22 protein-coding genes are annotated in these 22050 nt (G+C 69.8%); 2 read left to right on the forward strand and 20 right to left on the reverse strand.

All coding sequences use genetic code 11. The features are described 5' to 3' along the window. Positions 1 to 326 precede the first annotated feature (326 nt). The 5 genes from EV186_RS00355 to dapE all read right to left on the reverse strand — a co-directional run bounded on the left by EV186_RS00355 (position 327) and on the right by dapE (position 4444). Positions 327 to 1394 (reverse strand): potassium channel family protein, encoded by a 1068-nt coding sequence (locus EV186_RS00355; RefSeq protein ID WP_243753743.1) that lies wholly within the window; start codon positions 1392 to 1394, stop codon positions 327 to 329. 89 nt (positions 1395 to 1483) lie between these two features. After that, positions 1484 to 1951 carry a hypothetical protein gene (locus EV186_RS00360; protein WP_133847096.1) on the reverse strand — a complete coding sequence of 156 codons (468 nt, stop codon included), beginning with the start codon at positions 1949 to 1951 and terminating at the stop codon, positions 1484 to 1486. Positions 1952 to 2065: 114 nt separating this feature from the next. Next, a complete protein-coding gene (locus EV186_RS00365) occupies positions 2066 to 2602 on the reverse strand; it encodes a TIGR00730 family Rossman fold protein (protein ID WP_133848643.1) in 537 nt (178 codons plus the stop codon). Then, positions 2599 to 3348, reverse strand: a complete 750-nt coding sequence (locus EV186_RS00370) for an LOG family protein (RefSeq protein ID WP_133848644.1) — start codon at positions 3346 to 3348, stop codon at positions 2599 to 2601. Before EV186_RS00370 ends, EV186_RS00365 begins: the two co-directional genes overlap by 4 nt. A gap of 25 nt (positions 3349 to 3373) precedes the next feature. Next, on the reverse strand, positions 3374 to 4444 hold the full coding sequence (gene dapE, locus EV186_RS00375) for a succinyl-diaminopimelate desuccinylase (protein ID WP_133847097.1): 1071 nt from the start codon (positions 4442 to 4444) through the stop codon (positions 3374 to 3376). 35 nt (positions 4445 to 4479) lie between these two features. On the opposite strand from dapE, the gene dapD reads away from it, so the two are divergent. Continuing rightward, positions 4480 to 5460 carry a 2,3,4,5-tetrahydropyridine-2,6-dicarboxylate N-succinyltransferase gene (dapD, locus tag EV186_RS00380; RefSeq protein WP_133847098.1) on the forward strand — a complete coding sequence of 327 codons (981 nt, stop codon included), beginning with the start codon at positions 4480 to 4482 and terminating at the stop codon, positions 5458 to 5460. 54 nt (positions 5461 to 5514) lie between these two features. On the opposite strand, the gene EV186_RS00385 is transcribed toward dapD, so the two are convergent. From EV186_RS00385 to EV186_RS00395, 3 genes are read right to left on the reverse strand one after another with little or no spacing between them, the layout of a single operon-like run. Then, positions 5515 to 6144 (reverse strand): glycoside hydrolase family 19 protein, encoded by a 630-nt coding sequence (locus tag EV186_RS00385; RefSeq protein ID WP_133847099.1) that lies wholly within the window; start codon positions 6142 to 6144, stop codon positions 5515 to 5517. 23 nt (positions 6145 to 6167) lie between these two features. Beyond that, complete coding sequence (locus tag EV186_RS00390) at positions 6168 to 6611, reverse strand: protein-tyrosine phosphatase family protein (RefSeq protein ID WP_133847100.1); 444 nt, start codon at positions 6609 to 6611, stop codon at positions 6168 to 6170. After that, entirely contained in the window at positions 6604 to 7044 is a 441-nt protein-coding gene (locus EV186_RS00395; protein WP_243753745.1) for a nucleoside deaminase, read from the reverse strand. The genes EV186_RS00390 and EV186_RS00395 overlap by 8 nt, the downstream gene beginning before the upstream one ends. 22 nt (positions 7045 to 7066) lie before the next feature. Here EV186_RS00395 and EV186_RS00400 point away from each other — a divergent pair, with 22 nt between their 5' ends. Continuing rightward, the gene (locus tag EV186_RS00400) at positions 7067 to 7858 is read left to right on the forward strand and encodes a CHAD domain-containing protein (protein ID WP_166658969.1); all 792 of its coding nucleotides are present in this window, start codon (positions 7067 to 7069) and stop codon (positions 7856 to 7858) included. Positions 7859 to 7865: 7 nt separating this feature from the next. On the opposite strand, the gene dapC is transcribed toward EV186_RS00400, so the two are convergent. The 12 genes from dapC to typA all read right to left on the reverse strand — a co-directional run bounded on the left by dapC (position 7866) and on the right by typA (position 21933). Further along, entirely contained in the window at positions 7866 to 8954 is a 1089-nt protein-coding gene (dapC, locus tag EV186_RS00405; RefSeq protein WP_133847103.1) for a succinyldiaminopimelate transaminase, read from the reverse strand. After that, complete coding sequence (gene fdxA, locus EV186_RS39765) at positions 8951 to 9271, reverse strand: ferredoxin (protein WP_133847104.1); 321 nt, start codon at positions 9269 to 9271, stop codon at positions 8951 to 8953. Before fdxA ends, dapC begins: the two co-directional genes overlap by 4 nt. Positions 9272 to 9353: 82 nt before the next feature. Further along, positions 9354 to 10127 (reverse strand): hypothetical protein, encoded by a 774-nt coding sequence (locus EV186_RS00415; RefSeq protein WP_133847105.1) that lies wholly within the window; start codon positions 10125 to 10127, stop codon positions 9354 to 9356. A gap of 198 nt (positions 10128 to 10325) precedes the next feature. Further along, positions 10326 to 10718, reverse strand: a complete 393-nt coding sequence (locus EV186_RS00420) for a hypothetical protein (protein ID WP_133847106.1) — start codon at positions 10716 to 10718, stop codon at positions 10326 to 10328. Then, positions 10715 to 11581, reverse strand: coding sequence for an N-acetyl-1-D-myo-inositol-2-amino-2-deoxy-alpha-D-glucopyranoside deacetylase (gene mshB / locus EV186_RS00425; protein ID WP_133847107.1), 867 nt, complete (start codon positions 11579 to 11581; stop codon positions 10715 to 10717). The genes EV186_RS00420 and mshB overlap by 4 nt, the downstream gene beginning before the upstream one ends. Positions 11582 to 11794: 213 nt before the next feature. Further along, a complete protein-coding gene (locus EV186_RS00430; protein WP_133847108.1) occupies positions 11795 to 12853 on the reverse strand; it encodes an ABC transporter ATP-binding protein in 1059 nt (352 codons plus the stop codon). Beyond that, the gene (locus EV186_RS00435) at positions 12850 to 14013 is read right to left on the reverse strand and encodes an ABC transporter ATP-binding protein (protein ID WP_133847109.1); all 1164 of its coding nucleotides are present in this window, start codon (positions 14011 to 14013) and stop codon (positions 12850 to 12852) included. Before EV186_RS00435 ends, EV186_RS00430 begins: the two co-directional genes overlap by 4 nt. Beyond that, positions 14013 to 14885, reverse strand: coding sequence for an ABC transporter permease (locus EV186_RS00440; protein ID WP_243753896.1), 873 nt, complete (start codon positions 14883 to 14885; stop codon positions 14013 to 14015). Before EV186_RS00440 ends, EV186_RS00435 begins: the two co-directional genes overlap by 1 nt. 73 nt (positions 14886 to 14958) lie before the next feature. Beyond that, positions 14959 to 15957 (reverse strand): ABC transporter permease, encoded by a 999-nt coding sequence (locus EV186_RS00445; RefSeq protein WP_133847110.1) that lies wholly within the window; start codon positions 15955 to 15957, stop codon positions 14959 to 14961. Between the two features lie 177 nt (positions 15958 to 16134). Then, the gene (locus EV186_RS00450; RefSeq protein ID WP_424982344.1) at positions 16135 to 17934 is read right to left on the reverse strand and encodes an ABC transporter family substrate-binding protein; all 1800 of its coding nucleotides are present in this window, start codon (positions 17932 to 17934) and stop codon (positions 16135 to 16137) included. A gap of 242 nt (positions 17935 to 18176) precedes the next feature. Further along, entirely contained in the window at positions 18177 to 19898 is a 1722-nt protein-coding gene (locus EV186_RS00455) for an ABC transporter family substrate-binding protein (RefSeq protein ID WP_243753746.1), read from the reverse strand. A 121-nt stretch (positions 19899 to 20019) separates the two neighbouring features. Continuing rightward, the gene (gene typA, locus EV186_RS00460) at positions 20020 to 21933 is read right to left on the reverse strand and encodes a translational GTPase TypA (protein WP_133847113.1); all 1914 of its coding nucleotides are present in this window, start codon (positions 21931 to 21933) and stop codon (positions 20020 to 20022) included. Positions 21934 to 22050 lie beyond the last annotated feature (117 nt).

Raw genomic sequence — 22050 nt, forward strand, 5'->3', positions numbered from 1 at the left:
GCTCGATCTGTGGACAACTACCCGTCTGTGGAAAAGTGGTCGCGCGGGAGGGCCGGATTCCGCGGGAACGTGGCACACACCGCGCCCGAATGTGGGACACACCCCGCCGGAACGAGGGACACACCTAGCGCGAGCGGGGGACACACCCGGTCGGAACAGGGGACACACCCAGCGCGAGTGTGGGACACACCCAGCCGGAACGGGGGACACACCCCGCCGGAACGTAGGACACACCTAGCGCGAGCGGGGGACACACCCGGTCAGAACGGGGGACACACCCGGCGTGGGTGTGGGACACGCCCAGTGGGTGGGGCGCGCGGGTGGGGTTAGTCGTCGGCGGGGGTTACTTTGCGGACGTAGAGGAGGCGGTCGCCCGGTTCGATGGCGTCGGCGTCCGGGTGGTCGACGCGGTAGAGCCGCCCGTCGCGCACCACGCCCAGCACGATGTCCGGCAGGTGCCGCGGTGAGCCGCCGACCTCGGCCTGCTCGACCTCGCGCTCGGCGATCGCCAGGCCCTCGTCGGGGGTGATCAGGTCCTCGACCATGTCCACCACGGTCGGCGTCGACGTCGCCATGCCCAGCAGCCGCCCGGCCGTCTCCGACGACACCACGACCTGGTTCGCGCCCGACTGGCGCAGCAGGTGCACGTTCTCGGCCTCCCGCACCGCCGCCACGATCTGGGCCTTCGGTGCCAGTTCGCGGGCGGTCAGCGTGATCAGCACCGCCGAGTCGTCCCGGCTGGTCGCCACCACCACCGACCGCGCCCGATCCACACCGGCGACCCGCAGGACGTCCGAGCGCGTGCCCGAGCCGTGCACCGTGACCAGGCCCTGCGCGGACGCGGCGTCCAGCATCGCCTGGTCGGTGTCGACGATGACGACCTTCGCCGCGGGCACCCCGTCGGAGAGCACGGCGCTCACCGCCGACCTGCCCTTGGTGCCGAACCCGACGACGACCACGTGGTCGCGCACCTTGGACCTCCACCGTTGGATCTTCAACGCCTGCCGGGACCGCTCGGTCAGCACCGCGAGCGTGGTGCCGACCAGGATGATGAGGAACAGCACCCGCAGCGGGGTGATGACCAGGATGTTCACCAGTCGCGCCGAGTCGCTGACCGGGGTGATGTCGCCGTACCCGGTCGTCGAGAGCGACACGGTGGCGTAGTAAACCGAGTCGAGGAACGAGACCCCGTCACCGTTGGTGTTGTCGCGGTAGCCGCCTCGGTCCAGGTAGATCAGCAGGACGGCGGCGAACAGGGCCAGCAGCGCCCAGATGACCCGGCGCACGATCGAGGTGACCGGGCTGACCGAGCTCTGCGGCATGGTGATCACGCCGACCAGCGAGTGGTCGGGCCGGTCGGTGAGCCGGTCGGTCGCCTCCCGCCTGCCGATCACCGGGCGCCTGCCCGGCGCATGAGCTTGAGCACGGCGGCAGGGTAACGCCCCGGGGGTCGCGGCCGGCGCCGCGACCCCATCCGGACAACTCAGTAATAGGTGATGTCCCAGTGCGAGCCCTCGTCGCAGTAGACGTTGCCCGAGCTCGACCGCCACTGCGGGTAGCCGTCGCCACGCAGGCCGATGTAGTGGAACGACTTCTTGATGTAGTGGTCGACGCAGCTGTTGTGCGCGATGTCGACCTTGTAGCCGTGGCCGTGGCTGTAGGTGCCCGGCGCGTGCCCGACCTCGGTGCCGCCGGTGATGTTCACCGTGCACCCGCTGGCTTTCTTGAACGTGATCAGCCCGCTCACGGTGTCCGCGCGGATGCCCGAGAACGACGTGCAGTGCGGGTTGCCCTTGCTGGTGCAGTGCCCGCTGGAACTCCACGTGATGTGCGCGTGGCGGAACTTCTTGGCGGCGCTCGACTGGCTCATGGCGTCGGCCGTGGCGAACGTCGTGACGAGCCCCAGCGCCGTGAGGCCCGTGACCACGCCCGCGGCGATGCGCTTGCGCATCCTTTGCCCTCCTTCGGTCGGGAACTTGGCGTTCCGACCGTCGCAGCGCGGGCAGGCGCGTGGCGCGCGTTGTGCACGCCGGGCAGCCACGGTGTGCACAAACACGCAAACCAATCAGGCTGCGAACCCGTCCAGCAGGACCGCCGGGTCCGCGTGCACGGCGAGCAGGTCGCGGTAGCCGGGCTTGGTGAAGCCCTGCTCCACCATGTGGTCGACCATGCGCAGCAGCGGCTGGTAGAAGCCGTCGACGTCGACCAGGCCGATGGGCTTCTCGTGCAGGCCGATCTGCGCCCACGTCCAGATCTCGAACAGCTCGTCGAGCGTGCCCGCCCCGCCCGGCAGGGCCAGGAACGCGTCGGCGAGGTCGGCCATCAACGCCTTGCGCTCGTGCATGCTGGCGACGATGCGCAGTTCGGTGATCTCGTGGTGGGCCAGCTCCTGCTCCTGCATGTGGCCGGGCAGCACCCCGATCACCTCACCGCCCGCGGCCATGGTCGCGTCGGCGATCGCCCCCATCGTGCCGACGTGCGCGCCGCCGTAGACCAGGCCGATGCCCCGCGACGCGAGCAGTTTGCCCAGCTCGATCGCGGCGTCCAGGTAGCGGGAGCCGGCCCCGGTGGACGAGCCGCAGAACACCGCGACCCTGGTCAGTGCGTTTTCCCCCATGCCTCGTAAGCCTCCTCGACCATGTGCACCGCGTCGTCGACGTCGTCGGTCAGGTGCAGCAACGCCATGTCCTTGTCGCCGATCTTGCCCTCGGCGTGCACCGTGTTCTTCACCCACTCGTACAGACCGCCCCAATAGGACCGTCCGAAGAGGACGACCGGGAACTTGGTGACCTTCTTGGTCTGCACCAGGGTCAGCGCCTCGAACAGCTCGTCGAGCGTGCCGAAGCCGCCGGGCAGGCAGATGAACGCCTGCGCGTACTTGATGAACATCGTCTTGCGGGCGAAGAAGTAGCGGAAGTTCACGCCGAGGTCGACCCACGGGTTCAGGCCCTGCTCGAACGGCAGCTCGATGCCCAGGCCGATCGACTGGCCGCCGGCCTCCGAGCAGCCCCGGTTGACCGCCTCCATTGTGCCAGGACCGCCGCCGGTGATCGCCGCGAACCCGGCCTCCGCCAGGGCCGCGCCGAGCTTGCGGCCCAGTTCGTACTCGGGGTGGTCGCGCTTGGTGCGGGCCGATCCGAAGACCGTCACCGCGCGCGGAACCTCGGCCAGCGCACCGAAACCCTCCACGAACTCGGCCTGGATGCGCAGCACCCGCCACGGGTCGGTGTGCACCCAGTCGCTGGGTCCGCGCGAGTCCAGCAGCCGCTGGTCGGTGGTGGTCGGCTCGACCCGGTTCCCGCGGCGCAGCACCACCGGCCCACGCTGCTTCTCCGCCGGGTGTTCCATCTCTTCGCTTGTCACCTTGGCGAGTCTAGGAAAGGAACCTTCTCAGCACCTCGGCGCACTGGTGCACCTGGTGGGCCGGCAGGTTCTCCTGCTGGGTGTGGGCGAGGGTCGGGTCGCCGGGACCGAAGTTGACCGCGGCCATGCCGAGCGCGGCGAAGCGGGCGACGTCGGTCCAGCCGAGCTTGGCCACCGGCTCGCCGCCCGCGGCCCGCACGAACTCGGCGGCCACGGGTGCCTGGAGCCCCGGTAGGGCACCCTCGGCGAAGTCGGTGACCACGATGTCGTAGCCGTCGAACACCTCGCGCAGGTGGGCCTCAGCCGCGGCGCTGTCCCGGTCCGGTGCGAACCGGTGGTTCACGGTCAGCACGGCGTCGTCGGGCACGACGTTGCCGGACACGCCGCCCTTGATCCCGACCGCCTGCAGGCCCTCGCGGTAGTGGCAGCCGTCGATCTCGACGTGGCGCGGTTCGTACTCCGCGAGCCGGCGCAGGGGTTCGGCGAGCGCGTGGATCGCGTTCTCCCCCATCCACGCGCGTGCCGTGTGCGCCCGCACGCCCTTGGTCCGGACCTCGATGCGCATGGTGCCCTGGCAACCGGCCTCGACCACGGCGTTGGACGGCTCGCCGACGATCGCGAGGTCGCCGCGCAGCCAGTCCGGCAGGTCGCGCTGGATGCGTCCCAGCCCGTTGCGGTCGGCCTCGATCTCCTCGCAGTCGTAGAAGACGAACGTCAGGTCGTGGCGCGGTTCGCGGACCGTGGCGGCCAGGTGCAGCAGGACCGCGTCGCCGCCCTTCATGTCGACCGAGCCGAGACCGTGCAGCACGAGGTCGTCGCCCGTGCCGGTGCGGCGCAACGGCAGGTTGTCGTTGATCGGCACCGTGTCCAGGTGTCCGGCGAGCACCACGCGGGAGGGCAGACCGAGGTCGGTGCGGGCGAGGACCGTGTTGCCCGAGCGGACCACTTCGAGGTGGCCGAGGTCGCGCAGCGCGGTCTCGACCATGTCGGCGAGGGTGTCCTCGGTACCGGAGACGCTGGGCACGTCGACGAGGGCGGCGGTCAGCTCGACCGGGTCGGCGCTGAGTTCGAGGGCGGTCACCGCGCCAACCTATCGCGCGGCTACCGTGGAGACCCGTGAGCAGCGTGAACAGCGACGACGTGCAAGGCGCCCACGCGGTCGGCCTGGCGACGGTGACGGACACGGGTGCGGTGCTGGACACCTGGTTCCCGGCGCCCAAACTGGGGCTCGGTGACGTGCCCGGCACCCGGCGGCTGTCCGAGCACGAGGCGACCGCGGAGCTGGGCGACGGTGTGTCCGCACTGCTCGGCCCCGACCTCGACCGCGGCGTCGAGGTGGTCGCCGTGCGGACGGTGGTGGACTCCCTGGCCGAGCCGCCCGCCGACGCGCACGACGTGTACCTGCGGCTGCACCTGCTCTCGCACCGGCTGATCCCGCCGCACGGCGCCAACCTGGACGGCGTGTTCGGACTGCTCGCCAACGTGGTCTGGACCAGTCAGGGGCCGTGCCCGGTGGAGGGCTTCGAACAGGCCCGGCTGCGGCTGCGGGCGCGCGGCCAGGTGACCGTGCACGGCGTGGACAAGTTCCCGCGGATGGTCGACTACGTGCTGCCGTCCGGTGTGCGCATCGCCGACGCGGACCGGGTGCGGCTCGGCGCGCACCTGGCGATCGGGACGACGGTCATGCACGAGGGGTTCGTGAACTACAACGCCGGCACGCTCGGCGCCTCGATGGTCGAGGGGCGGATTTCCGCAGGCGTGGTAGTCGGCGACGGCTCCGATGTGGGCGGCGGGGCGTCGATCATGGGAACGCTGTCGGGTGGCGGCAAGGAGGTCATCACGATCGGCGAGCGGTGCCTGATCGGGGCGAACGCCGGGATCGGGATCTCCCTGGGCGATGACTGCGTGGTGGAGGCGGGCCTGTACGTGACGGCCGGGACGAAGATCACCCTGCCGGAGGGACGGCTGGTCAAGGCTCGGGAGCTGTCGGGGACCAACGGGTTGCTCTTCCGGCGCAACTCGACCACCGGCGCGGTCGAGGTCGTGGCCCGGACCGGTGGCGGGATCGAGCTGAACGCCGCCCTGCACGCCAACTGACCGCCGGGTTGTCCACAGGCAGGTAGTTGTGCCCGGCCGGGGGAATGCGGACCGTTAGCCGCCAAGGACCTTCAGCGCTCTGTTGTAGGCGGCGCGGCGGATCTCGATGCCGTTGGTGCCGCCGTTGACCTTCTTTGTCACGGTGGTGAAGTCGCCGGCGTCGGCCGCCGCGTTCGGGTGTTTGTCGTTCCAGAACCACGCGGCGGTGCGGAAGCCGATCGCGGGGTCGGTCTGCACCAGTTCCGGGTGGTTGACCAGATCCACGCCGAGGGCGCGGCCCGCGCGCGTGTAGTTGTCCCGGCCGGTGAGCTGGATCGGTCCGCGACCCTTGAAGCGCGGACCGTCGCCAGGCTGGGTGTTGCCGAGGTTCCTGTTGCCCTCGTAAGCCCGGCCGCTCGCGTTCTCCTCGAAGTCGGTGAGGTCCGCGCTCTCCTCCGCGAGCTGGGACAGGAACGTGGCCTTGCGCTTCGGGTTGTTGACCTGCGCGTCCGCCATCGCCTGGTTAAGCAACGGCAGGTAAGCGTCGGCCTGCGCCCGGCTGAGCTTGGGCATGATCGCCATCAGCTGCTCGACGGTCACGCTCGTGGCCGGCCCGGGCACCGCGGCCGGGACGGCGGTCAGGCCCGCGTACGTCTTGTCGACGATGCCCATGTAGCCGTTGACGATCTCCGCGGGAGTAGCCATGGGCCAAGCCTACGAGTGCGGGCTCAGGACGACGGCCAGTCTGGCAGGCAGATGCCACCGCTGGGAAACCGCCTGACCCATCGTTTCTGCCACGGCGTTTCCACGGCCCTCGGGTGGTAGTGCGCCCGCGTCCACGCCACCGCCTCCTCCGCCGGCACACCCGACAGCACCGCCAAGCACGAGATCACGGTCCCGGTCCGCCCGATTCCCCCACCGCACGCCACTTCGACGCGTTCCGTCGCCGCCCGCGCGTGCAGGGCCTTGATCAGCGAAACCGCCAACGCCGAGTCACGCGGCAGCCGGAAGTCCGGCCAGTCGAGGTTGTCGTGCGGCCACGCGACCTCCGGCTGGTGGCCGAGGTAGAGCCCGTAGTCGGGGTCCGGGCCGTCGAACGGCAGTCGCAGGCCCCGGCCGCGCACCTTGCGCCCGTCCGGCAGCTCCACATAGGTCTTCCGACGGTCACTCACCGATGTCCTCGTTCCACAACGCGGGCCGGGCGGCGATGAACTCGCGCATCATCGTCACGCACTCCTGGTCGTCCAGCACGGTGATCGCCACGCCGTGCTCCGCCAGCCAGTCGTGTCCACCGTGGAACGTGGTGGCCTCGCCGATCACCACCCGGCCGATGCCGAACTGGCGGACCAGACCACTGCAGTACCAGCACGGCGAAAGCGTCGTCACCATGACGGTGTCGCGGTAACCGGACCTGCGGCCCGCGTCGCGGAACGCCGCCGTTTCCGCGTGCATCGACGGGTCGTCGTCCTGCACCCGGCGGTTGTGCCCCTTGCCCAGCAACGCACCCGAGGTGTCGAACAACGCGGCACCGATCGGGATGCCGCCTTCGGCGAGCCCGGCACGGGCCTGCGCGATGGCGACCGACAACATTTCCACATCGCTCATGGACCCATCTAACATCCACCAGATGACGGTCACCGCCGCCGACCAGTTGCGATCTCTGCTCAAACTCGTGCGCGCGCACGAACTGGGCGCGCGCGAGGATCGCGACCCCGAAGACGTGCACCAGCTCCGGGTGTCGGTGCGGCGGATGCGGGCGATCGTGCGGTCGGACAAGGGACTCGACCGCGAGCTGCGCTGGTTCGGCCGGTCGCTGGGCGCGGTGCGCGACCTCGACGTGTTGCTCGCCCGGCTGGGCACCCAACTGGCGACGTTCCCACCGGAGGAAGCCGCCGGTGGCGAGCCGTTGCTGGATGCGTTGCGGTCCGAGCGCACCGAGGCACGCGACCGCATGCTCGTGGTGTTCGACAGCACGCGCTACCAGGACCTGCTCGGCGCGCTCAAGGCGGCCACGCCACAGTCCGTTGTGGACACTTCGGCCGCGAAGGCGTTCCGTTCGGTGGACAAGGCCATCGCCGAGCTCACCACCGACCCGCCGGACGACGACCTGCACGAGCTGCGGGTGAAGGTGAAGCGGTTGCGCTACGCCGCCGAACTGACCAACGGCCTGGGCCCGGTGGCCCAGGCCGCGAAGGAACTGCAGACGCTGCTCGGTGAACACCAGGACGCGACGGTCGCCGCGTCGACCGTGCGGCGCCTGCTGAAGGCGACGGCCGATCCCGGGGCGGCGTTCGTGGCGGGCCGGCTGGTGCAGGCCGAACACGAGTGCAAGCTCTGGTGCCGCTCACGGCTCGCACAGAAGCTCGCGGCGCTGCGGGCGGCCGCCGCGGACCACCCAGAGCTGACCACCCAGGGCTGACCGCGCGTTAGGCGAGGCGTTCGGCGGCCGCGGCCATCCGCTCGTCGGTCGCGGTCAGCGCGAGCCGGACGTGGCGGGCGCCCTTGGGTCCGTAGAACGTGCCCGGTGCGACCAGGATCCCGCGCTCGGCGAACCACGCCGTGGTCTGCCAGGCGTCCTCGTCGCGGGTGATCCAGAGGTACATGCCGCCCTCGGAGTGGTCCACCCGGAAACCCGCGCGCCGCACGGCGGCCAGCAGCACCGATCGTCGCGCGCGGAAGCGGGAGCGCTGTGCGTCGACGTGCTCGTCGTCGGTCAGGGCGGCGGTCATCGCGGCCTGCACCGGTCGCGGGACGATCATGCCCGCGTGCTTGCGCACCGCCAGCAACTGCTTGACCAGCGCGGGATCGCCCGTGACGAACCCTGCGCGGTAGCCCGCCATGCTGGAGCACTTCGACAGCGAGTGCACCGCGAGCACGCCGTCGAGGCGCCCGCCGGTGACGTCCGGGTGCAGCACGGACACCGGCTCGGCGTCCCAGCCGAGGGTCAGGTAGCACTCGTCGGACAGCACGATGCTGCCGCGCTCGCGAGCCCAGTCGACGACCTTGCGCAGGTGCTCGGCGGGCAACACCTTGCCGGTCGGGTTGCCCGGCGAGTTCACCCACACCAGCGCGGGACGCGCGGGACCGAGCGCGGTCAGGCCGTCGGCCCGCACCAGCTCGGCCCCGGCCAGCCGCACACCGACCTCGTAGGTCGGGTACGCGAGCTCCGGCACCACGACCGTCGAGCCCGCGCCGACCCCCAGCAGCGACGGCAGCAGCGCCACCGCCTCCTTGGACCCGATGGTCGGCAACACCGCCGCCGGGTCGAGCCCGGTCACGCCGTGCCGGCGCGCCAGCGCCGCGACCGCCGCCTCGCGCAGCTCCGGCGTGCCGTGGGTGGCCGGGTAGCCGGGCACGTGCGCCGCCGAGGCCAGCCCGTCGGCGATCACCTGCGGCACCGGGTCGACCGGCGTGCCGATCGACAGGTCGATCACCCCGCCGGGGTGGCGGCCCGCCACCGCCTTGGGCTCGGCCAGCGTGTCCCAGGGGAAATCCGGGAGGTTCGCGGCGATCACTCGGCCTGCGGCGGCAGGTTCTTGATCAGTTCGGGGTCGGCGCTGACCTTGCCGACCTTGGACGCGCCACCAGGCGAGCCGAGCTCGTCGAAGAAGTCGACGTTGGCCTTGGTGTAGGCCGACCACTGGTCGGGCACGTCGTCCTCGTAGTAGATGGCCTCGACGGGGCAGACCGGTTCGCAGGCACCGCAGTCGACGCACTCGTCGGGGTGGATGTAGAGCATCCGGTCGCCCTCGTAGATGCAGTCGACTGGGCATTCCTCGATGCATGCCTTGTCAAGCACGTCGACGCAGGGCTCGGCGATCACGTAGGTCACTGCGGTCTCCTGCTCCTTCACTCGCTGAGGACGCCTAGTATCCCTCCCCGCGGTAGCGGACAGGGAGGCGGTGCCAGGCAGATCACACGGGCTGGTTCTCGGCGATCCACCGGTTGGCCGCCTTGGCGGCACGCTTGAGACCCGAACGCTCGCCGAGGTAGTCCCCCGCCATCCCGACGACCGGCACCATGCCCAGCGCCCGGTGGTAGAAGCGGCTGTGCGGGCGTTTGTCCAGCTCGTCGGTGACGGCCCACAGCGCACGGCCGAAACGCCAGAGGGTCCGGGCGGCCGCCTTCACGGTCAGCTTGCTCTTGCCTTCGAGCTCCTCGGTCAGCTCGGCGGTCTTGGCGTCCTCGCCTTCGTGGCTTTTTTCGGCCAGCTCCCGATCGATCTGGCGGTCGAACAACACGGCCGCGAGCAGCCGGACCTGCTCGGCCCGGTCGGTCACGCCGTGCTCGATCGCGATGGCGCACAGCAGCAGGCCCTGCCCGGCCGCGCCGAGGGCGTCCTGCACGGGCAACCGGTCGGCGAGCGCGCCGCCGATGCCGGGCACGGCGGCGAGCAGCGCGGTGAACCGGCCGAGCCGGCCGACCCACCAGTCGGTGCGCTCGTCGACGGTCATGTCGGCCCAGCGCTTGGTTCCCGGCAGCTTGACCGTTTCCAGGCGCTCGGCGAGCTTGCGCAGGAAGCCGCGGTCGAGGTCGCCGTCCTCGTCGTCGGCGGGCGCGTCCGGCAGGAGTTTGCGCGCGAGGCCAAGGGGGTCGGACGCACGCAACGCGGTCAGCATGGGCGCGCTGGCCCGCACGAACGGCCGCAGCGTCGCGACGACCACCTTGTCGGAAATGGGTTCGGCCACGGTGTCCAGTTTGCGGGCAAACCGGGCACCCGGCCGGATGACGATCGAGGTTTTCCCCAGGCGCCCGGTTGTCCACAGATTCGACTCACGAGCTGTTTACGCAGGTCAGAGCCGATAGACTGGTTTCAGGGGTGCCCCCGGGAGGGTGGGGCTTGTCTTCGCGCGCGCGTGAAGGAAGAGCCCTTGTCGGGGCGGGGGTCAGCGGTGGTCGTCGGTGGGCAGGCCGACGCGCGAGCCCAGCACGACCGCGGCCGGGAAAGCGCCGCACGCCAACAAGAGCAACGTCCGCCAGTCCGGGATCAGCACGATGTCGCCACCCGGGCCGGCGAGCCCGAACACGCCGATCACCAGCAGCCACACCAGCAGCGGCGACGCCGACACCAGCCCGCGCGGCGACAGGTCCGACGCGGCCCGCGAAAGCCACGGCATGGTCACCAGGGCGAGCAGCGCGCTGGCTGGGACCGGCAGGTTGGCCAGCCGGGGCAGGATCGCGCCGTCCATCCGCAGCGGCAGGAACATCAGCTCGGTGAAGCCCAGCACCGCGGCCACCACGAGCAGCAACGCGAGCAAGAGCTTGTCGGCGGTACTCATTCGCCGCCGCCGGGTCCGGGCAGGCCGCCGAACAGGTCGTGCTCGGCCCCCTCGGCGGGACCGCTGGCCAGCGTGTAGCACTCCTCGTCGAGCAGGGGCTGGGCGATGCCGTTGGACAACGCGTACGCCCGCTCCCCCGCCTCGCCGCGCCACACGGAGACCTGGGTGGCGTGGGCCAGCAGGGCACGCACCTTGGCGGGCTCCTGGTCGGCGACACGCACCCGGGTGGTGATCACGTCGTCCTCGACGCCCGGCAGCTCACCGGGCGACGGCAGCCGGAACGGCAGGCCGGACATGGCTCGCAGGCCCTCGACGCCGCCGTCGACCGCCGTGCGCGACGGGACGGTGTAGAACACCCGGTCCACGTCGGGATCGGCCGCGCACGCGGCCACGGTGATCTCGTGGGCCCGGATGTGGTCGGGGTGGCCGTAGCCGCCGTCGGGCCCGTAGGTGACCACGACTTGCGGCTGCAGTTCGGTCAGCAGCTCGGCCAGCTCGGCCGCCTGCTCCTCGACCGACCCGGCGACGAACGCCCGCGGGTGCTCGTTCGCGGGCGTGCCCGCCATGCCGGAGTCACGCCAGCGCCCGATCCCGCCGAGGTAGCGGTGTTCGTTCACACCGAGCGCGGCGCACGCGGCCCGCAGCTCGCCGACCCGGTAGCCGCCGAGCTGGTCGGCCTGGTCGGCGGCGAGCCCGGCGAGCCCACCCGGGATGATCTCGCCCTCCTCGCCGAGGGTGCAGGTGACCAACGAGACGTGCACCCCGGCGGCCGCGTAACGGGCGATCGTGCCGCCCGTGCACAGGCTCTCGTCGTCGGGGTGGGCGTGCACCAGCAGCAGGTGCGGTGGAGCGGTCAGCATCACGGCCTCAGCCTAGGAGACGACGTGCGACGGCCCGCGCCCGGATGTTGATCTTGACCCGGGTGCGGGCCGAGAAGGACAACCACAACGACGACGGCCACCCGGAAGGAGCCGGAGACCCGGTGACGGCCGCGGCTTGCTCGTTCCGGTCCGGTCACGGGCCGGAACGAGCAAGCCGGTCAAGAGGCCGTCACCCGTGCGCGCCAGCGCACCGTGTCACAGCACCTGGCGTTCTTCGGCGAAGTGGCAGGCCGACATGGTCTTGCCGCCGCCGTTGAACTGCAATGGCGGTTCCTGCTCGGCGCAGATGTCCTGCGCCTTCCAGCACCGCGTGCGGAACCGGCAACCCGAGGGCGGGTTCACCGGGCTCGGCACGTCGCCGGTCAGCACGATGCGCTGGCGCTGGCGTTCCAGCTTCGGGTCCGGCACCGGCACCGCGGACAGCAACGCCTGCGTGTACGGGTGCATCGGGCGGGCGTAGATGTCCTCGCGCGAGCCGATCTCGACGATCTTGCCCAGGTACATCACGGCCACGCGGTGCGAGATGTGCCGCACCACCGACAGGTCGTGCGCGACGAACACGTACGCGAGGTGCAGGCGCTCCTGCAGTTCCTCGAGCAGGTTCACCACACCGGCCTGCACGGACACGTCCAGCGCCGACACCGGTTCGTCCAGCACGACGAGCTTCGGGTTCAGCGCGAGCGCGCGGGCGATGCCGATGCGCTGGCGCTGACCGCCGGAGAACTCGTGCGGGTAGCGGTTGCGGTGCTCGGGGTTGAGCCCGACCAGCTCCAGCAGTTCGTTGACCCGGTGCTGGATGCCCCGCTCGCCCTTGACGCCGTGGATCTTGAGCGGCTCGGCGACGATGTCGTTGACCTGCCAGCGCGGGTCGAGCGACGCGTACGGGTCCTGGAACACGATCTGCGCCTCGCGGCGCAACGCACGCAGCCGCTTCCCGCTCATCGTGGTGAGTTCCTTGCCCTCGAACTTCACCGAGCCCGACGTGGGCTTGTGCAGCTGGAGGATGGCCCGCCCGGTGGTGGACTTGCCACAGCCGGACTCGCCGACCAGGCCGAGGGTTTCCCCGGCGTTCAGGTCGAACGAGATGTCCGAGACGGCGTGCACCGTGCCGACCGCGCGCGGGATGATGCCGTGGCCGCGCACCGGGAACGTCTTGACCAGGTTGCGCACCTGCAGCAACGCGCCCGAGTTCGGCTCGCCGGCCGACGCGGGACCGGCGGTCGACGCCGTCAAGGTGTCAGTGGAGTCGCTCATGAGCTCGTGCTCTCCTCTTGGCTGCCGTCGACTTCGTGCACGTCGGCGACGAGTGCGGCCTCCGGGTCGAACTCGATCATCGACGCCGGGTTCTCGATCACGCCGATCTCCTCGGTCGCGAAGAGCTTCGACGGCGTGTCGATGGTGGCCAGGTGCCGCCAGCGGATGCACCGCGCGGTGTGCGCGGGGTTCTCCGTGGCCTCGAGCGGCGGCTCGGCGGTCCGGCAGTCGTCGATGGCCAGCGGGCAGCGCGGCGAGAACGAGCAGCCATGCGGCAGGTTCACCAGCGAAGGCGGGGCGCCCTTGATCGGGGTGAGCCGCTTGCCCAGCATCGCCGGGTTCGGGATCGACCCGAGCAGCCCGACCGCGTAGGGCATCCGCGGGGTCTCGAAGACCTCCTCGACCGTGCCGGACTCGACCACCGTGCCCGCGTACATCACCTGCACGCGGTCCACCATGCCGGCCACGACGCCCAGGTCGTGGGTGATCAGCATGATCGCGGCGTTGGTCTCGTCCTTGATCCGCATCAGCGTGTCGAGGATCTGGGCCTGCACCGTCACGTCCAGCGCCGTGGTCGGCTCGTCCGCGATGATCACGTCCGGGTCGTTGATGATCGCCATGGCGATGATCACGCGCTGGCGCATGCCGCCGGAGAACTCGTGCGGGTACTGCGACGCACGCTTGTCCGGCTGCGGGATGCCGACCAGCTCCAGCGCCTCGACGGCCTTGGCCCAGGCGACCTTCTTGGGCACCTCGTGGTGCGCCCGGTACGCCTCGGCCAGCTGCCACCCGACCGTGAAGACGGGGTTCAGCGAGGTCATCGGGTCCTGGAAGATCATGGCGATGCCGTTGTTGCGCAACGGCTGGAGCTGCTTGTAGTTCAGCCCGACGAGCTCGCGGCCGCGGTAGCGGATCGAGCCCTCGATCTTCGCGGTGTTGGGCAGCAGCCCCATGATCGCCGTGGACGACACCGACTTGCCGGAGCCGGACTCGCCGACGATGCCGAGCACCTCACCCGGCCTGAGCGCGAACGAGATGTCGCGCACCGCGTGCACGTCGCCGTCGTCGGTGGGGAAGGTGACGGAGAGGTGGTCGACCTCGAGCACCTTCTCGTTGGCCGCGACGGGTGTCTCGTCGACCAGCAGTGGGGATTCGCTCATCAGGCACGCACCTTCGTCTGCCTCGGGTCGAACGCGTCACGCAGGCCGTCGCCGATGAAGTTCACCGCGAGCGACAGCAGCACGATGATCACGAACGGGCCCCAGAACAGCCACGGCCGTTCCTCGACCTGCGAGTAGTTCTCACTGACGATCAAACCGAGGGACGTGTCCGGCGGTTGCACGCCGAGACCGATGAACGACAGCGCCGCCTCCGCGAGCACCGCGGTGGCCACGGCCAGCGTGGCGTTCACGGTGATGCTGCCGATCATGTTGGGGATCAGGTGCCGGAAGACGATCCACGGGGTGCCGGCGCCTGAGGCCCGCGACGCCTCGATGAACTCGCGGGCCGAGAGCGACAGCGTCTCACCGCGGCTGATGCGGGCGACCTGCATCCAGCCGAACGCGGCGAGGATCAAAGCCACCGTGTACCAGCTGCCCTGGAACGCGCGGATCAGGATCGCGGCGACGGCGATCTGCGGGATGACCAGCAGCAGGTCGACCAGGCGCATCAACGCCGAGTCGATGAAGCCGCGCAGGTAGCCCGCGACCGCGCCGACGACCACGCCGACGAACGTCGAGCCGAGCGCGACCACGATCGCGATCTGCACGGACAGCCGGGTGCCGCGGATCAGCTGCGCCAGCATGTCCTTGCCGATCTGGGTGGTCCCGAGCGGGTGCGCGCCGCTGGGCGTCTCGTAGCGCCCGCCGGTCGCGTCGTCGACCGAGACGCTCCAGAAGAACGGGCCGAGGAACCCGAAGATCACGATGAGCAGGAACACGATGAGGCTGGCCACGGCCAGCTTGTGCCGGAAGAACCGGCGCAGGATCAGGGTGCTCTGCTTGCGCGCCTTGGTGGCGTCGAACTCGCTGATCCGCTCGCCCGCCTCGGGGTCGAGCGCGACCCCGGGCGAGCTGGACGGCTGGAGCGGGTTGCCGGAAATCGGATTAGCCAAGGCGGATCCTCGGGTCAAGGATGCCGTACATGATGTCGGCGACCAGGTTGAAGAGGATGACAAGGGATGCGGTGACCATCAGCCACCCCATCAGCATGTAGGGGTCGCGCCCGCGCACCGAGGCGACCAGCAGCTGACCCATGCCGTGCCAGCCGAACACGTTCTCGGTGATGATCGCGCCGGCGAACAGTGCGGCGGCGTTCAGCGAGAACAGCGTGGTCACCGGGATCATCGCGTTGCGGAACGCGTGCCGGAAGACCACCCGGCGCTGCGAGAGCCCCTTGGCGCGCGCCGTGCGCACGTAGTCGGAGTTCAGCGTCTCCAGCATCGAAGCGCGCTGGAACCGGCTGTACGCGGCGAAGCTGATCAGCATCAGCGTGATCGTCGGCAGGATGTACGTACCGGTGTACTTGAAGATGACCTCACCGAACGAGCCCTGGAAGCCGCCCGAGGCCGGGCTGACGGTGGAGATCCACCGGTCCATGCCCATGCTGGTGAGGACGTTGTTGAACCTGATGCCGTAGGTCTTGAGGACCACCGCGACGCAGAAGACGGGCATCGAGAACATCAGGAAGGCCGCGGACGTCGCGAGGTAGTCGAAGATCGAGTACTGCTTGACGGCGGCGAGCACGCCCACCGCGACACCGATGATGATGGCCAGGATCTCGGCGCCGACCACCAGCCGGGCCGTGATCCACAGCGCCTGCATCACCGAGGTGTACACATCGGCGCCGGCCTGGCCGAGCGCGATGCTGTTGCCCCAGTCGCCCTTGAAGAAATTGCCGAGCCAGTCGAAGTAGCGGGCGATCAGCGGCTTGTCCAAGCCCATGCTGACCGCGATGTCGTGCACCTTCTCCGGCGTCATACCGGGCTTGGCCTTGAGGTCGGCGAGGGGGTCGCCGATCGAGCCAACTATCAGGAAGGACAGGAAGCTGGCGACCAGCAACAGGGGGATGGAGATCAGCAATCTGCGAATTATGTAGCGAATCATGTCCTTTTCGCTCCTCGGTGGGGCCGGGGGCGGCCTCGTGAGCCGACGTCGGCGGACCCGCTGGACGGCGTTAGTAAGTGTGCCTCTCGCTGGACCCGTACCCAAGAGGAGGGGCCGGACTTCTGGTCCGACCCCTCCCTCTTGTTCGACTCGGATCAGCCGCGCGAGCGGCTCATCTCAGCCTTGCTTGACCCACTCGTTGGCGTTCCACAGCGCACCGTTGTAGCTCTGGAAGTACACGCTGTCGATGCCCTTGTAGGACCACATGTTCGGCGGGTTGAACAGCGGCAGGGAGTAGTTGTCCTCCGCGAGCTGCTTGTCCGCCTGCGCGTAGAGCTGGTTCGCCGCGGCCGGGTCGGTCGACTTCACCGCGTCCTTGAAGAACTGGTCGACCTTGGGGTCGCTGTACGCGGACCAGTTCTGGCCGGCACCGGTGGAGTAGATCGCCTGGGTACCCGACTTGAACGGAGCCGCGGACCACGCGAAGAGCGCCACGTCGTAGTCACCGGCGCTGACCCGGGTGTCGAGGAAGTTCGGGTCGGTGTCGTCCTTGACGTCGATGCCGGCAGCCTTGCAGTTGGACTGGATGAGCTCCACGGTCTGCTTGCGGCGCGGGATGTCCGTGTGGCTGATCTTGAAGCTCAGCTTCTGGCCACCCTTGGTCATGATGCCGTCGCCACCCGGGGCCCAGCCGGCACCGGTCAGCGTCGCCTTGGCCTCGTCGGCCTTGCCCGTGTACTGGGCGTAGTTGTCGACGTAGCCGTTCTCGCCCTGGAAGAACAGGAGGCTGCCGAGCGGCTTGGCGTCCGGCTGGATCGGCCGGATCAGCTTCTCGACCAGTGCCTCGCGGTTGACGCACTGCATGAACGCCTTGCGCACCGCCGGGTCCTGGAACAGCTTGTTCTTGTAGTTCAGGTCGAGGTGCTCGAAGGACAGACCCGCCTTGGCACCGAAGACCACACCCTGCGAGGACAGGTTGCGCAGCCGGTCGGCGGCGTTGGCGTCGGGCTGGGCCGACGAGGTGACGTCGAGCTCACCGTTCTCCAGCGCCTGGGCCTGGGCGACCTGGTCGGAGACGCCACGCAGGACGATCTTCGCCGGGCCGGCCTTGTTGCCGACGAACGCGTCGTTGCGCTCCAGGGTCACCGAGTTGTTCTGCTCGAAGCCGGTGATCTTGAACGGACCCGACGCGGGCATGAGCTTGGCGTCGAAGCCGTTCCACTTCGTGTTCCAGAAGTCGGCGACCTTCTTGATGTCGGCCGAGTCGGTCGGCTTCACCTTGGTGATGTCGGCGACGCCGGTCTGCTGCTCGACGATGTGCGCCGGCAGGACGTCACTGGAGACACCGAACAGACCCTTGTAGTCCGGGTACGGGTCGGTGAAGGTCGTGACGACGGTGTTCGGGTCGGTGCACTCGACCTTGTTGATCAGCTCGTAGCCGGTGGTCGACGCGGCCGAGAAGGCCGGCTTGCCGCCGTTCTTGGCCAGACCAGCCTGCGACAGCCAGTCCAGGTAGAAGTCGTGGCAGCCCCATGCGGCGCCGTCCGACCACTTCACGTTCGGCTTGATCTTCCAGGTCACCGTGAACGGCGCCTTGTTGGTCACCTCGACGGAGTCCATGACGTCCTTGTTCAGCAGGACGTTGTTGTTGCCGTCGAGCAGGTACGCACCCGCGAGGACCTGGGTCAGCGCGAAGGTGTTGTACGAGTTGTTGCCGTCCGCGGTCTGGTTGTTGTACGTCGTGAACGGGTTGTCCGTGGCGACCGTGAAGGTGTCGTTCGACAACGGCACCTTGGGCGCCGTGTACTCCGACTTGTTGACCTCGCCCTTGGCTTCGCCGGCCGCGACGCCGCCGGGACCGTTGGTCGGAGTGCCTGCGTCGCCACCGCCATTGTCGCTGGACCCGCCACAGGCCTGCAGCACAAGGGCCGCTCCGACGAACAGCACTGCCAACGGCGTTGCTGTGGATCTCTTAATTGACACGTGCCCTCCTAGCACTGGGCGTGCCGGTCGATCCGACCACGCCACGCCCGCTAACCAACACGCACCCAACGAGCCGTTGGGCGGCGCACTGCTGGAGCACGCTAGGAACCCCCAAGGCTCAGGTCACCCGAACACGGCCGATCGTGACCAAAGGGTGACTCGGTAGCGGTCAGTAGCAACACGACTGTTACCACTGAGTACGCACCGAATCTACCCGGGCACGCGCGGTAGGAGTTTCACCCCCGGGTCCGCTGCCATCCGGCGACCCCGGAAAAGGGTCCCGCGAGGGGTGCACCAACGCCGACACCGGACATTTCCGGCCGGACCGCGAGCGAGTCGCTTTCCTGGTAAAGGGGAATGACAATGGCATCGCGCCACAGCTGTGGTTCCAATTGGCTCAGCGTGTCCGGCAGCAGCGTCGCGCCCGTCAAAGCGGCGTCGATGGCGGCCTGCTGGCCGGTGTCGCAGTAGCCGGCCAGGTTCGCGGGCGTGTACTGAGCGGATTCACCGGAGCGCATGCAGCCGAAGTCGTCGGCGAGCACGGCGGCCGGGTCGCCGCCGGCCGGGCGGGGCAGCAACGCGATGTCGATGGCGCCCTCGGTGTTGGTCACCTGGCCCTGCGGCACGGGCGCGGCGAGCAGCGTGACCAACTGCGCCGCGGTCGGGCTGACCAGGCGCACCTGCACTCCGGCCGCGCTCAGTTCGCGCTGCAGTTCCTGCGCCATCTTCTGGTACGGCTCGTTGTCGGCGGGCGCGGCCACGGTCACGTCCAGTGGTCGCCCGTCCTTGAGCCACACGCCGCTCGTCTTCTTGTACCCGGCCTCGGTCAGCAGCCCTTCGGCCCCGGAGACGTCCTTCTTGGCCGGCCACTTGTCCGCCGGGATGGTTGCCTTGTAGCCGCTGCGCGAGGGCGCCAGCACCAGGGCGTCGGCCCGCAGCCGGGCCGAGGGCCCACCGCCGGTGCCCGCGGCGATCAACTGGTCGCGGTCCAGGAAGGCCGCGATGGCCGAGCGCACGTGCCCGTCGGAGAGCTCCGGCCCTTCTGGGCGCAACAACACCGAGGCCACCGTCGGTCTCGGCACCGTGTAGATCTTGATCGCGCTGCCCAGCGCCTTGAGCTGCTCGACGCCGACCGAGTCCGTCGAGGCCAGCACCACGTGGTCGTGCTTGGTGCGCAGGGCGTCGACGAGGTCGGTCTGATCACCCCGGCGCAGCACCAGCCGCTCGGGCAGCGCGGGTGTCTCCCAGTAGCGGTCGTTGCGCTGCAGGATGATCTCGCCGCGGCCCACGTCCATGGTCTTGACCGAGAACTGGCCGGCCGTGGCCGGGAAGCTGTCCTGCAGGGCGCTGGCCCAGCCGCCGGGCGCGTCCTTGAGCAGGTGCGCGGGCAGCAGGGCCGCGAAGAGCGTGCGCCAGCCCGGGTAGGGCTGGGCGAAGGTCACCTCGACGACCTTGCCGGCCTCGCGTGCGGAGATGTTGGAGATCAGCCGGTAGCCGGCGCCGTCCACGACGCCCTGCGCGCCTCTGAGCTGCTCCCACAGGTAGACGAAGTCCTCGGCGGCCACCGGGGCCCCGTCCGACCACGAAGCGTCGCCACGCAGCTGGTAGGTGACCGTGTAGGGCTTGGAGTTGGTGACGTCCGCGGACACCATCAACGTCTTGTCGAGCTGCTCGGTGCCGTCGGCCGCCGGCCGGAACACCGAGGGCAGCATCAGGTTCGCCATCGCCGAGGTGATCGCCGACTGGTCGGCCACCTTGTGCGGGTTGTAGCCGCCCGCGACGCTGTCCATCCCGACCACGATCTCACCGAGATCGGTGGACAGACCAGGCGAAACGGGCGGGACCGACGTGGTCACCACCGGGACCGGCGGTGTTCCCGTACACGCCGTCGCGAAGAGGCTGACCAGCACGAGCACAGCGACAAGCGCACCGAGCAAGCTCCCCGCCCTGCTGCGCACGTGCCCTCCCCTCGACCGGTGGGCCATGGTGCCACCACCAGGCATGCCGCCGCAGGCAGATTGCCAGACCCGGCCAGCGACAGGCCTCCCGCCTGTATACCGCCAACCGGATGAGCGCGTGTTACCCCTTGGTCTTGGCCCGCGACCGCTGACGCGCGCGCTGGGTGCTGTCCAGCACCAGCTTGCGCACCCGGACGACCTCCGGCGCGACCTCGACGCACTCGTCGTTGGCGCAGAACTCCAGCGCCTCCTCCAGCGTCAGCTTGCGCGGGCGGGCGAGGGTCTCCATCACGTCGGCGGACGACTGCCGCATGTTGGTGAGCTTCTTCTCCCGCGTCACGTTGACGTCGAGGTCCTCGGCGCGCGGGTTCTCCCCGACGACCATGCCCTCGTAGGCGTCGGCGCCGGGCTCGACGAAGAACGTGCCGCGGTCGGCGAGCTGCAGCATCGCGTACGTGGTGACCGAACCGGACCGGTCGCACACCAGCGAGCCGCTGTGCCGGGCCCGGATCTCCCCCGCCCACGGGTGGTAGCCCTCGAAGATCGCGTTGGCGATGCCGGTGCCGCGCGTGTCGGTGAGCAGGTCCGTGCGGAACCCGATCAGCCCGCGCGAGGGCACGACGAACTCCATCTTGACCCGGCCCGAGCCCTGGCCGTGCATGTGCTCCATGCGGCCCTTGCGGGCGGCGAGCAGCTGGGTGATCGCGCCGAGGTACTCCTCGGGCACGTCCACCGACAGGCGCTCGAACGGCTCGCACAGCTTGCCGTCGATCGTCCGCGTGACCACCTGCGGGCGGCCGACGGTCAGCTCGAAGCCCTCCCGGCGCATGGTCTCCACGAGGATCGCCAGCGCGAGCTCGCCGCGGCCCTGCACCTCCCAGGTGTCGGGGCGCTCGGTGGGCAGCACCTTGACGCTGACGTTGCCGACCAGCTCGGCGTCCAGCCGCGCCTTGAGCATCCGCGCGGTGAGCTTGGTGCCGCCGTTGCGCCCGGCCAGCGGCGAGGTGTTCACGCCGACGGTCATGGAGATGGCGGGCTCGTCGACGGTGATCCGGGGCAGCGGGTGCGGGTCGTCGGGGTCGGCCAGCGTGTCACCGATGGTGATGTCCGGGATGCCCGCGATGGCCACCAGGTCACCGGCGCTCGCCTGCTCGGCGGGTACCCGCTCCAGGGCCTCGGTGATCAGCAGTTCGGTGATCTTGACCCGGGCCACCCGGCCGTCCTCGCGGCACCAGCCGACCTGCTGGCCCTTGCGCAGCGTCCCGGCCTGGATGCGGCAGAGCGCGATGCGGCCGAGGAAGCTGGACGCGTCGAGGTTGGTGACCAGCGCCTGCAGCGGCGCGTCGGGGTCGCCCACCGGCGCCGGGATGTGCTCGAGCAGCACGGTGAAGAGCGGGTCGAGGTTGTCGCTGTCGGGCATGCCGCCGTCGTCGGGCCGGTTCAGCGACGCCCGCCCGGCCCGCGCGGAGGCGTAGACCACCGGCAGGTCGAGCACGTCGGGGTCGACGTCCTCGAGCTCGGCGGCGAGCTCCAGCAGCAGGTCGTGGGCCTCGTCGACCACCTCGGCGATGCGGGCGTCCGGGCGGTCCACCTTGTTCACCACGAGCACGACGGGCAGGTTCGCGGCCAGCGCCTTGCGCAGCACGAACCTGGTCTGCGGCAAGGGACCCTCGCTCGCGTCGACGAGCAGCACCACACCGTCCACCATGGACAGACCGCGCTCCACCTCGCCGCCGAAGTCGGCGTGGCCCGGGGTGTCGACCACGTTGATGGTCACCGGGCCGTGCGGGGTCTGGCGGTGCACGGCGGTGTTCTTCGCGAGGATCGTGATGCCCTTCTCGCGCTCCAGCTCGCCGGAGTCCATCACCCGGTCGACCAGCTCGGCGCGTGCGGCGAAGGCACCCGACTGCCGCAGCATCGCGTCGACGAGCGTGGTCTTGCCGTGGTCGACGTGCGCGACGATCGCGACGTTGCGCAGGTCGGTGCGGCGCACGCCGGCGTGGAAGCGCTCGACGACGGAAGTGGGAGTGGGCACGCGCGTGCTCCTGGGTCTCGAGAGTGGTGGATTGCGCGCGGAGTTCACGCGACTCTTACAGGGTACCCGTGCAGGTGGTGTGACCGGCGTCCTATCGCCCCTCAAGGAGGTTAACCT

This window comes from Labedaea rhizosphaerae (genome assembly GCF_004362825.1).
Lineage (GTDB): Bacteria > Actinomycetota > Actinomycetes > Mycobacteriales > Pseudonocardiaceae > Labedaea > Labedaea rhizosphaerae.

Coding starts and splice junctions, on each gene's coding strand:
- EV186_RS00370 (WP_133848644.1), bottom strand. CDS start 3,348: ATGGAACACCCGGCGGAGAAGCAGCGTGGGCCGGTGGTGCTGCGCCGC.
- EV186_RS00360 (WP_133847096.1), bottom strand. CDS start 1,951: ATGCGCAAGCGCATCGCCGCGGGCGTGGTCACGGGCCTCACGGCGCTG.
- EV186_RS00445 (WP_133847110.1), bottom strand. CDS start 15,957: ATGATTCGCTACATAATTCGCAGATTGCTGATCTCCATCCCCCTGTTG.
- EV186_RS00400 (WP_166658969.1), top strand. CDS start 7,067: ATGACGGTCACCGCCGCCGACCAGTTGCGATCTCTGCTCAAACTCGTG.
- EV186_RS00430 (WP_133847108.1), bottom strand. CDS start 12,853: ATGAGCGACTCCACTGACACCTTGACGGCGTCGACCGCCGGTCCCGCG.
- EV186_RS00385 (WP_133847099.1), bottom strand. CDS start 6,144: ATGGCTACTCCCGCGGAGATCGTCAACGGCTACATGGGCATCGTCGAC.
- EV186_RS00420 (WP_133847106.1), bottom strand. CDS start 10,718: ATGAGTACCGCCGACAAGCTCTTGCTCGCGTTGCTGCTCGTGGTGGCC.
- EV186_RS00395 (WP_243753745.1), bottom strand. CDS start 7,044: ATGAGCGATGTGGAAATGTTGTCGGTCGCCATCGCGCAGGCCCGTGCC.
- EV186_RS00435 (WP_133847109.1), bottom strand. CDS start 14,013: ATGAGCGAATCCCCACTGCTGGTCGACGAGACACCCGTCGCGGCCAAC.